The organism is uncultured Capnocytophaga sp., assembly GCF_937936315.1.
Taxonomy (GTDB): Bacteria; Bacteroidota; Bacteroidia; order Flavobacteriales; family Flavobacteriaceae; genus Capnocytophaga.
In genome coordinates this window covers 63547-74229 of the sequence record NZ_CALGWU010000060.1, presented here as the reverse complement: position 1 = coordinate 74229, position 10683 = coordinate 63547, and the positions used below count along the sequence as shown (strand labels likewise).

The following is a 10683-nucleotide window of genomic DNA, read 5'->3' as shown; positions in this document are numbered from 1 at the left end:
AGAGCACAACACTTTTAATGTTGGGGTCCTGGGTTCGAGCCCCAGCCAGGTCACAAATATATTAGCCTACGTGGAGAAATTGGTAGACTTGCCATCTTGAGGGGGTGGTGCTCGTTAGGGCGTGCTGGTTCGAATCCAGTCGTAGGCACTTTGGGGATAAGGATTTATATAAAAAAAGAGACTATTCAAAATTTTGAATAGTCTCTTTTTTGTTGTTTTAATTTGTAATATTTTACTTTGTTAAAGCCTTTGGGCTTTAACAAAGTGTATGATATATCTTACTCGAAATTATCTATTTCTACTTTTAGGTTATTGATAATAAACTCTTGGCGATCAGGAGTGTTTTTACCCATATAGAACTCTAAAAGCTGCTCAGTATGGATAGATTTATCCATCATCACTGGGTCTAAACGGATATCTTCACCTATGAAATCTTTAAACTCATCAGGAGAAATTTCACCTAACCCTTTAAATCGCGTAATTTCGGGTTTCCCTTTGAGTTTTTCTATAGCGGCTTGTTTTTCTTCTTCGCTATAGCAGTATATCTTCTGTTGCTTATTGCGCACACGGAATAAAGGTGTCTGCAATATATATAGGTGTCCCTCTTTGATGATTTCGGGGAAGAATTGCAAAAAGAAAGTGATGAGTAGCAAGCGGATGTGCATACCATCTACATCGGCATCGGTGGCGACTACAATATTGTTATAACGGAGGTCGTCCATAGAATCTTCGATGTTTAGAGCCGCTTGCAAAAGGTTGAATTCCTCATTTTCATACACTATTTTCTTGGTCATTCCGTAAGTATTAAGCGGTTTACCACGCAATGAAAAAACAGCTTGGGTAGTTACATCACGCGACTTGGTAATAGACCCCGATGCTGAATCCCCTTCGGTGATGAACAAAGTACTTTGAAGAGCGCGTTCATCTTTGGTATCAGTAAGGTGAACACGGCAATCGCGGAGTTTACGATTGTGCAAGTTTGCCTTTTTAGCTCTATCTTTGGCTAATTTGCGAATGCCTGCCAATTCTTCGCGTTCCCGTTGCGCTTGCATAATTTTGCGCAAGATAGCATCGGCAATTTCATTGTTTTTATGCAAGAAATCATCTAAATTTCGGCTTATGAAATCATTGATATAAGTGCGCACTGTAGGCATTCCTTCGCCCATTTCGGTAGAACCTAATTTGGTTTTTGTCTGGCTCTCAAACACAGGTTCCATTACTTTGATAGAAAGTCCGGCGATGATAGATTTACGCACATCCGAAGGGTCGAAATTCTTTTTATAGAAATCGCGAATGGTTTTCACATAAGCCTCTTTGAAAGCGTTGAGGTGCGTACCTCCTTGTGTAGTATTTTGTCCGTTTACAAATGAGTAGTACTCTTCACTGTACTGGGTTTTGCTATGCGAAATAGCTACCTCTATATCCTCACCTTTGAGGTGAATGATAGGGTATAGAAAATCTTCTTCGTTGTTATTTTCAGCTAAAAGGTCACGAAGTCCATTTTCAGAATAGAACTTTTCGCCATTGTAGTTGATTGTGAGTCCTGGATTGAGGTATACGTAGTTTTTGAGCATACGCACCACATACTCATTGCGAAATTTAAAGTTTTTGAAGATGGTATCATCAGGAATGAAAACGATTCCTGTTCCGCGTCTTTTGGTAGTTTCTTCTATAGGAGATTCTTCTTTTAAAATACCTCTTTCAAAAGATGCTGATTTTGATTGATTATCACGCACCGATTCTACCTTGAAGTAAGCTGAAAGAGCATTCACTGCTTTAGTACCCACCCCATTGAGTCCAATAGATTTCTTAAATGCGCGAGAGTCGTATTTACCCCCCGTATTCATTTTAGAAACTACATCTACGACTTTTCCTAAGGGGATACCACGACCATAATCACGTACTTCCACTTTATTATCGTTGATTTTCACGTCGATAGTCTTACCCGCACCCATTATAAACTCGTCGATGCTATTATCTATTACTTCTTTGAGGAGTACATAGATACCATCATCAGCTGAAGAGCCATCTCCCAGCTTTCCGATGTACATACCAGGGCGTAAACGCACGTGTTCTAAGGGGTCGAGAGAGCGAATGCTATCCTCGTCATATCTTACTTCTTCCATAATGATTTTAGATGTTTGAGGGGGCAAAGGTAGTAATAATTTGTCAATTAGTCAATTAGTCGATTCATAAATTAGCTGAGCATCCTCTGAGCTTTTTTTACAGCCTCCACGAAAGTATCTATCTCTTCAAAAGTGTTGTATACAGCAAAACTCGCTCGCACTGTACCTGGGATTTGATAAAAATCCATAATAGGTTGCGCACAATGGTGACCGGTGCGCACTGCTATCCCTAATTGGTCGAGAATCACCCCTACATCGTAAGAGTGTACCCCCTGCAAGTTGAAAGATATAACAGCTGTACGTTGAGTTAAATCGGGGTTGCCATAGAGGATAATCCCCTCTATAGTTTGCAGTTTTTCAATGGCATAAGCTAACAATTGATGTTCGTGATCCGCTATAGCCTCTATACCTAAGGAATGTATGTAATCAATAGCAGCACCAAAGGCAATACCGCCACAAATATTAGGCGTACCCGCTTCAAATTTATAAGGCAAATCAGCATAAGTGCTCTTTTCAAATTGCACTTGTTTAATCATCTCCCCTCCTCCCTGATAAGGAGGCAATTGCAACAACAATTCTTCTTTGCCATAGAGTACACCTACGCCCGTAGGTCCATACATTTTATGAGCCGATACAGCATAGAAATCTACGTCAAGGGCTTGCACATCGGGTTGGAGGTGCGGAGCTGCTTGCGCTCCATCTACCAATACAACAGCCCCTACACGGTGTGCTTGGGCTATAATTTCGGCAATAGGATGTATATTGCCCAACGCATTTGATACGTGTTGTACACATACCACTCGTGTGCGTTCATTGAGCAGTTCGCTATAGACTTGCATATCCCAAATACCCTGCTCATTCATTGGGATTACTTTTAGGGTAGCCCCACTTCGCTCACAAGCCAACTGCCAAGGCACTATATTGCTATGGTGTTCTGAGGCTGAAATAATCACCTCATCACTCTCTTTCATAAGAGCAGCATAGCCATTGGCAACCAAGTTGATGCCGTGAGTTGTACCTGCTGTAAAAATAATTTCGGAAGATTTATGAGCATTAAAATGGCGTTGTAGTTTTTGTCGTGCCTGCTCATAAGCATCGGTAGCCTCTTGACTAAGAGTGTGTACCCCACGGTGGATATTTGCGTTTTGGTATGTATAGTAATGCACTATTGCCTCAATCACAGAGGTAGGTGTTTGAGAGGTCGCACCGTTATCAAAATAGATGAGCGGGCGATTGTGGATTGTGCGGTTGAGTATAGGAAAATCTGCGCGTATTTCAGAGATGGTTTTCATTTTTTTGTGAGATTTATTTTCTTCTCCACTTGTTTAATTGTTCTCGAGAAAGAAGTTTTTTCAATTTAGTGTTTTGTTCCCAATTAGTTTTCCAATCACAATAGTTATAGCTATTTACAATAGTCTTAGCATCTTTTAGCTCAATCTCTATTTCAGTGTTATCTAAAAGAATATTGTGCTTTATCTTTGTTTTTAGATTTTAGAATTGTACCATTGTGTCGCCTTACAATGCGATGATAGGCTTTTCTACCTATTCCACTATCTTTAAAAATGGCTTTTTTATAACTATGAGACATTGAGATTTATTTTTCATTGTGCAAATATAAAGCAAAAAATTGAAAAAACGACTCTTATAATTTTATTTTTGATTTAGTAACCCCAAAAAATAACTAACAAACAATAGCTAATTATGAGTGATTTACTAATCGACAAATTGGCTAATTGCCAAATTATTACTACCTTTGCGGTCTTAATTTAAAAAATAAAAAATGAAAACAGAAGACTTACTAAATATAGCACATACCTACGGAAATCCTGTGTATGTATATGATGCTGAAAAAATTAGCAGTCAATACCAACGTCTTACCAATGCTTTTGCCTCAGTACCTAAATTGCGCATCAACTATGCAATGAAGGCGCTTTCTAATATTGCTGTCTTAAAACTGATGAAGAGCTTAGGTGCTGGACTTGATACCGTTTCTATCCAAGAGGTACAATTAGGTTTATTAGCAGGTTTTGCCCCTGAACAAATTATCTTTACTCCTAATGGGGTATCGATGAATGAGATTGAAGAGGCAATGCGTTTGGGCGTTCAGCTGAATATAGATAATCTTTCATTCTTGGAACAGTTTGGAACGCAACACCCTGAAGTACCAGTGTGCATTCGCATCAACCCACACGTAATGGCAGGGGGTAACAGCAATATTTCGGTGGGACATATCGATAGTAAATTTGGGATTAGTATTCACCAAATTCCTCATATATTGCGCATTGTAGAGAATACGAAAATGCACATCAACGGTATCCATATGCACACGGGTAGCGATATTTTAGACATAGATGTATTCCTTTATGCTGCCGAAATACTCTTTGAAACAGCAAAAAACTTTAAGGACTTGCAATTTATAGATTTTGGAAGTGGTTTTAAAGTGCCTTATAAAGAGGGGGATATACAAACGAATATAGAGGAATTAGGCGAACGCCTAAGTACACGATTTGCTGAATTCTGTAAAGAGTACGGGCGCAACCTTACTTTGGCTTTTGAACCTGGTAAATTTTTAGTAAGTGAGGCAGGGCGCTTTTTAGTGAAAGTGAATGTGGTGAAACAAACTACTTCCACTGTGTTTGCGGGTATTGATTCGGGTTTTAATCACCTTATCCGACCTATGTTCTACGGGGCTACTCACTATATTGAAAACCTTTCTAATCCTGAAGGTAAAAAACGTTTCTACTCGGTAGTAGGCTATATTTGCGAGACAGATACTTTTGCTTCTAACCGACAAATAGCTGAAATTACTGAGGGTGACATTCTTTGTTTCCACAATGCAGGGGCATATTGCTATACAATGGCAAGCAACTACAATTCGCGTTTGCGTCCTGCTGAAGTGTTGTGGCAAAATGGTGAGGCAAAACTTATCAGAAAAGCAGAGACTTTTGAAGATTTAGTAAGAAACCAAATATATTGATTTGTCGATGAGACAATAAGTTAATTTGCCAATGAATAGAGCACTTTTGCGTTCTACTTCATTGGCAAATTAATAAATTAGCAAATTTGCTAATTATAAAAAGCGGTTGTGCCAGCTATCTTCTAAAGGCACTTCCCAATTTTCTTCGTATTCTATTTTGGTATTTACCAAATTGTTGAATACTATAGTTTGAGCCGATACAGCTTTATCTTTTACCATCTTCTTGAAATCAGCGAGGTTTTTATACGCAATATGTTCCCCTTGTCGGTAACTCACATTCATACGGTCAAGCAAAGTAACATTATACTGGGCTTCTAAATCCTGAATGAAACGCGCTAAAACATCAAGAGAGCAGCCTCCTACGCCGTGAGCATCAGGAGAGGCTCCTATCACAATAAAGCGATTGTAACGCAATTCAAAGGAGGAAAGCAATTCCTTGCCGTGTACCATCCAATGGCTTATAAAATCTTCTAACTGAGTGCGCAATTGCGCTTGTTCATCTTCCGTAAAACTGCGGTTACATTGGTATATCCACACACGGGCATCATCGGGGAGTTGTTTAAATTCTTTATACATTTTTTTAGGTTTCAGGTGTTGGGTTAGTGTTTCATTAATCGGTCTAAATTGCGCTTGTTGTCGCGGTCTTTGATAGTTTCGCGTTTGTCGTACAGTTTTTTACCTCGTACTAAGGCAATATCCATTTTTGCTAAACCTTTATCATTGATAAAGAGTTTGAGTGGCACAATGGTAAGTCCGCTGTTTTTCACTTCTTTATTGAGTTTGCGCAACTCTTTTTTCTGTAAGAGTAATTTGCGTTCTGTTTTAGGACGGTGGTTGTAGTGTGTACCAAAATCATAGGCTTCAATAGTAGAGTTGATTACAAAGAGTTCACCTTTGTCGTTGAACTCACAAAAGCTCTCGGCTATAGAGGCTTTCCCTAACCTTATTGACTTTATTTCGGTACCCAGAAGCACAATTCCCGCTGTATATTTGTCGAGAATTTCGTATTCAAACTTAGCGCGTTTATTGAGTATCTGTACTGTTTTCTGAATTTTCATACATAGAAATTTTATCCTGGAATTCTCACTTTTATTTTATCGGTCATCGCATAAGCCTGACAAGTGAGGATATAGCCTTGCGATACTTGTTCATCGTTGAGCACTTCATTTTTTGCCATTTTGGCTTCCCCTTCCTCTACCCTACCGATACAGCTGCTACACACGCCATTGAGGCAAGAATAAGGAGCATCATAACCGCGCAAGAGTGCAGAGCTGAGGAGTGTTTGGTTGCGAGCGCTCTCGAAAGTGTGGTGATTACCATTGAGCTGAAGTGTAATACTCACATTACCTTGCAGAGTGGAATAATCTACATCGGCGGGGGAAGCCTCAAAGAGTTCGGTGAAAATGCGATCTTTATCAATTCCTCTTAACAGAAGCATTTCGCGAAGGTTTTTTACGAGTTCTGTAGGTCCACAAGTGTAGTAACGCCCCCAATTGAAGTGTTTGTACTTAGTGAAAAGTTCATTTACAATTCTATCGTTGATGCGCCCTGTATAGTGGTCGCCCCAAGGTTCTTGACTAAAAGCGTAATGCACTAAAAAACGGTCGGGGTATTGCGTTCTTAAAGCTTCAATTTCATCAAAAAATAAGGTTTCTTCTTTAGATTTATTACCATAGACAAATACCACCTTGATATTGGTTTTTGCTAAAGCAGTTTTGGCAATACTCATCATAGGAGTTACTCCACTTCCTGCCGAAAAAAGCATAATATCACGGTTACCAAAAATATCGTAGAAGAAGACAAACGAGCCCATAGGAGGCATCACTTCCAATACATCACCTGCTTTGAGCTGAGTAGTGGCATAAGTTGAAAATAAACCATTAGGTACGCGTTTCACTGCCACGCTCAATTCACCTTCATTCACTCCTGAGCAAATGGAATAAGCACGGCGCACTTTTTGTCCGTTGATAGTTTGTTGTAGGGTAAGGTATTCACCAGCCTCAAAGCTAAATACTTTTTTTAATAGTTCGGGGACTTCAAAGGTAATCATTACCGATGAAGTAGTGAGGTGTGTGATTTTAGATATTGTTAGTTCGTGGAATTTATTCATTTATACATTTCGTTTAAGCCAAAGTAGCCTGAAGTTGAGGTGCTGAGCGTTTCAAAGGAAAAAGATGTTTTATCAGTTGATAGAGGCGCTCTACCTGAAGCATTAACCCCTGTGATTTCTTGTAGGGTACGAGCTAAAAGCGGCTCACTTTCATCACCTAATACTCCTAAATTACTACCTATTTCTTCTATAAAAATATCAGGAGACAAACCATTTACATAATCGCCTACACCTTTAGCATTTTCTATTTTCATCACCAAAGGTTGCATTGCCCATTTGTGTTTAGGGTTTTTCACTTTTCCTTGCGCATCAATATAATCGTAAATAGTAACTGAGCCCTGATTTTTACCTATAGTAGTAGCTCCTACCTGCACTACTTGGATATAAGGTTTTAGCCCATTGATTACCAACTCACTAGCTGAAGCAGTATTTTCGGAAGTTATGATATACACCTTGCTCATTCGCAAGCTGTTAATTGCTATTTTTCTACTATCTTTCACTATGTTATCGGTGAAATATTCACGAGAATTTCCTCGATAGGGCTGCACTTTGCTATTCCAGCGTTCAACGGCAAATACCTGCCCTGCAAACTGACCAGTAATCATTGAGGCTAAATAGGTAGCTGTACTCACACTTCCTCCACCGTTGTAGCGCAAATCGAGAATAAGGTCGGTAACACCTTGCGCTTTGAAGTCGGCAAAAGCGTTGTTGAGAGCCTCATCAAAATCAGCTACAAAGGCATTATACATCAAATAGGCTATCTTTTTACCTCCTTTGTTGAAAACTTTATGAATGAGTACAGGGTTTTCGGGAGTTTGTTCTTGTCGCAGAGTATAGTTTTTTCCTGTAGGTTCAAATTTATCATTCACAAATCTATAAGTAGCAAAAGATATGATAGGCGTTTTTTGCAACAGCTGTTGGAAATTAGTACGGGTGAGTTGTTGATTATTGATACTCAATATCACATCTCCACGTTGCAAACCTTTTCGTTCTGCTTCAGAATTAGGCACTACATAGCGCACATACGCCAAATAGATACCTAATTTTTTAACCAAACCAAAAGAATAATTCATTCCCCAACCAGCCGTAATCCCCTTGAATTGGTTTTCAAGATCAATGTAATTATCAGTGATATAGCTAAAGCGGTCTATTCGTTTATAATTATTGAGTAAGCCATTATAGAACAAATCCTTAGGATCACTAAAGCTCTTCAAAAACTGGGTGTAACTTTTGTTTTTATCGGCTTTGGTATCAGGTAGAGAACCAAAACGATTGTCTTGCAAATTTTGCACATCGGTTTGCCACAAATAATAAGCATTCAAGCCTTTCCAAATAAAATCACGTACGCGCAAATCTATATCGTTACCCGTATAGTTAGAAGTGCCTAAAAGAGAGGAATTTGTATTCTCTACTGGGTCTTTCACACAAGATAATACACTGATTGTGATGATTATATATAAAAAAAATCGCTTCATTTTTAAAATAATTTTCTACAAAAGTAATACTTTTTTTATATTTGCAAAAATTTTAATAGATAAGAGTTAACAGATAAAAGGTAAGAAGTAATATATTTAATTGTTTTCTTACAATATAAATTGTTAATTGAAATTGTTAATTGAATGAGTGATATTATCCGTTTATTACCCGACCACGTAGCCAACCAAATAGCAGCAGGAGAAGTGATTCAGCGTCCAGCATCGGCAGTGAAAGAGCTGATGGAGAATGCTATAGATGCTCGCGCTACCGAAATAAAACTGCTCATTAAAGATGCAGGTAAAACGCTTGTGCAGGTGATAGACAACGGTATAGGAATGAGTACTACCGATGCGCGTATGGCTTTCGAGCGTCACGCAACCTCTAAAATACAAAAAGCTGAAGACCTTTTTCACTTGCAAACCAAAGGATTCCGTGGGGAAGCTCTTGCTTCTATAGTAGCTATTGCACACGTGGAGATGCAAACTAAACGCCCTGAGGACGAGTTGGGTACCGAGATACATATCGAAGGAAGTAAAATCACACGCCAAGAGCCTTGTGTATGTCCTACGGGTACGAGTATTGCGATGAAAAACCTCTTTTTTAACATTCCAGCACGTCGCAACTTTCTAAAATCGGATACGGTAGAATTTCGCCATATACTCGATGAGTTTCACCGCGTTGCCTTGGCTCACCCCTCCATTCACTTCTATTTGTACAACAATGGTAATGAACTCTTCAACCTGCCTGCTACCAATTTCCGCCAGCGCATTGTGCATCTGTTTGGAGGAAAAACCAATGAAAAATTAGTGCCAATCATAGCCGAAGATACCCCTTTAGTGCAAATCAGTGGGTTTATTGTAAAACCTGAATATTTAGCAAAGACTAAAAACTTGCAATTCTTGATGGTGAACCACCGATTTGTGAAAAATCAATACCTCAACCACGCTATTACAGCCGCTTATGAGGGGCTTATCCACGCCGACCAAAAACCAGAGTATTTCATCTCTCTGGAGGTAGATCCTGCAACGATAGACATCAATATCCACCCTACAAAAACCGAAATAAAGTTTGAAGAGGAACACAGCATTTACGCTTTGTTAAAATCGGCAGTGAAACACAGTTTAGGTCAGTTTAACATTGCCCCTACCCTTGATTTTAGCAAAGACCCTATTTTTGATATTCCATATAACTACAAGGATAAAACCCCTGAATTACCCAGAATACAAGTAGACCCTAATTTCAATCCGTTTAAAGAAGAGTACGAAAGCTGGAGCAGTAGCAGAAGTAGCTCCAATTTTGGTAATTACCCTAAAAAAACAGCCTCGTGGGAAAGCTTGTACACGGGAATTGAATCGGCGATAGATACATCGGCTTCAGAAACTATAGTAAGCTCTCTCTTTGAAGCCGAACCTACTAAAAACCAGGGTAAGAAAATTATTGCATTAGCCAAAAAATACTTAGTTACTACTTTAGGTGGGGAACTTATCATCATCAACTGTAATAGGGCACACCAACGCATCTTGTTTGAAGATTTTATGAAAAATCTACAATCTTCACACACAGCAGTACAGCAGCTGATGTTCCCTTACGAACTGCCTTTTGCACCTCACGAATTAGAAGTGATTGCCCAATTGCGCGATCTTTTTGAGAGCAGTGGATTTATGTTCACTATAGAGAGCGACAAGGTAGTAGTAAGTGGCATCCCCTTACACCTTACTGATAGTGAGACACCTAATATTTTCCACGAACTATTGCAACAGCATATAGAGGCACTCCCTACTACCGAAAACACTCAAAAAGAAGCATTTGCTAAAGCCTTATGCAAAAGTTTAGCGGTAAAAACAGGGCAAGTGCTCAGTGAAGAAGAACAAGAAACTTTGATAAATAATTTGTTTAGTTGCCAAGAAGTGTTAATTTCGCCTTTTGGAAAGCGAATTTACTACAGTTTATCAACAAATGAAATTGATAACTTAATTAACTAATTTGCTAATTTA

At 39.0% G+C, this 10683-nt stretch carries 9 protein-coding genes and 1 tRNA gene; 3 read left to right on the top strand and 7 right to left on the bottom strand.

Features of this window, described 5'->3' with window-relative positions; all coding sequences use genetic code 11:
* Positions 1–64: 64 nt before the first annotated feature.
* Positions 65–148: transfer RNA gene (locus tag Q0162_RS12465), tRNA-Leu, on the top strand.
* 130 nt (positions 149–278) lie between these two features.
* Here the strand turns inward: Q0162_RS12465 and Q0162_RS12460 are convergent.
* The 3 genes from Q0162_RS12460 to Q0162_RS12450 form a co-directional block, all read right to left on the bottom strand.
* Positions 279–2126 carry a DNA topoisomerase IV subunit B gene (locus Q0162_RS12460; RefSeq protein ID WP_095897854.1) on the bottom strand — a complete coding sequence of 616 codons (1848 nt, stop codon included), beginning with the start codon at positions 2124–2126 and terminating at the stop codon, positions 279–281.
* 71 nt (positions 2127–2197) lie between these two features.
* Positions 2198–3418 (bottom strand): aminotransferase class V-fold PLP-dependent enzyme, encoded by a 1221-nt coding sequence (locus Q0162_RS12455; RefSeq protein WP_297892287.1) that lies wholly within the window; start codon positions 3416–3418, stop codon positions 2198–2200.
* Between the two features lie 158 nt (positions 3419–3576).
* A complete protein-coding gene (locus Q0162_RS12450; protein WP_297892284.1) occupies positions 3577–3714 on the bottom strand; it encodes a hypothetical protein in 138 nt (45 codons plus the stop codon).
* 192 nt (positions 3715–3906) lie between these two features.
* Between Q0162_RS12450 and lysA the strand changes: the two genes are divergently transcribed.
* The gene (gene lysA / locus Q0162_RS12445; protein WP_297892281.1) at positions 3907–5103 is read left to right on the top strand and encodes a diaminopimelate decarboxylase; all 1197 of its coding nucleotides are present in this window, start codon (positions 3907–3909) and stop codon (positions 5101–5103) included.
* A gap of 93 nt (positions 5104–5196) precedes the next feature.
* Here lysA and Q0162_RS12440 read toward each other — a convergent pair whose 3' ends face one another.
* Genes Q0162_RS12440 through Q0162_RS12425 form a run of 4 tightly spaced genes read right to left on the bottom strand, consistent with a single transcriptional unit; the run spans position 5197 to position 8688 of the window.
* Positions 5197–5679, bottom strand: coding sequence for a hypothetical protein (locus Q0162_RS12440; RefSeq protein ID WP_002682125.1), 483 nt, complete (start codon positions 5677–5679; stop codon positions 5197–5199).
* 23 nt (positions 5680–5702) lie between these two features.
* Positions 5703–6161 (bottom strand): SsrA-binding protein SmpB, encoded by a 459-nt coding sequence (gene smpB / locus Q0162_RS12435; protein ID WP_297892278.1) that lies wholly within the window; start codon positions 6159–6161, stop codon positions 5703–5705.
* 11 nt (positions 6162–6172) lie between these two features.
* Entirely contained in the window at positions 6173–7213 is a 1041-nt protein-coding gene (locus Q0162_RS12430) for a ferredoxin--NADP reductase (protein WP_297892275.1), read from the bottom strand.
* A complete protein-coding gene (locus tag Q0162_RS12425; protein ID WP_297892272.1) occupies positions 7210–8688 on the bottom strand; it encodes a S41 family peptidase in 1479 nt (492 codons plus the stop codon). The genes Q0162_RS12430 and Q0162_RS12425 overlap by 4 nt, the downstream gene beginning before the upstream one ends.
* 144 nt (positions 8689–8832) lie before the next feature.
* Here Q0162_RS12425 and mutL point away from each other — a divergent pair, with 144 nt between their 5' ends.
* On the top strand, positions 8833–10671 hold the full coding sequence (mutL, locus tag Q0162_RS12420; RefSeq protein ID WP_297892270.1) for a DNA mismatch repair endonuclease MutL: 1839 nt from the start codon (positions 8833–8835) through the stop codon (positions 10669–10671).
* Positions 10672–10683: the final 12 nt, after the last annotated feature.